The organism is Acetobacter sp. DmW_136 (assembly GCF_008690365.1).
Lineage (GTDB): Bacteria > Pseudomonadota > Alphaproteobacteria > Acetobacterales > Acetobacteraceae > Acetobacter > Acetobacter oryzifermentans.
Genome location: NZ_VHON01000104.1, coordinates 1 through 311, shown reverse-complemented (window position 1 = coordinate 311; position 311 = coordinate 1). Strand labels below are relative to the sequence as shown.

At 54.0% G+C, this 311-nt stretch carries 1 pseudogene and 1 other annotated feature; the pseudogene reads right to left on the bottom strand.

Going from position 1 to position 311, the window contains the following annotated elements:
• Positions 1 to 311, bottom strand: a pseudogene (locus FKW31_RS15900) (transposase); the annotation flags it as partial.
• Positions 13 to 129 (bottom strand) — a sequence feature (AL1L pseudoknot). (Overlaps the previous pseudogene by 117 nt.)

Genomic DNA, 311 nt, shown 5'->3' with positions numbered 1-311 from the left:
ATAATAGGCAGATGGTGCAATCGACAGAACCCTGCAGATTGACCCGACACCATATGTCTGCCGGTGCTCCTCAATGAAGCGTGTCATGGCTTGAAGATGCGGTCGAGCTCTCCTTCCGCAAAATATGCCGACGCCTTACGCAGGATTTCATTGGCCTGCCGCAATTCGCGGTTCTCTCGCTCCAGTTGCCTGATCTTCTCTCGATCAGGCAGGTCACTCACCGCAGGCGCATTGGCACGTTCATGCAGACGGGTCCATTTTGACAGCGTGTCAGGATGAATATCCAGCTTTGGCGCTATCATCATCACCGC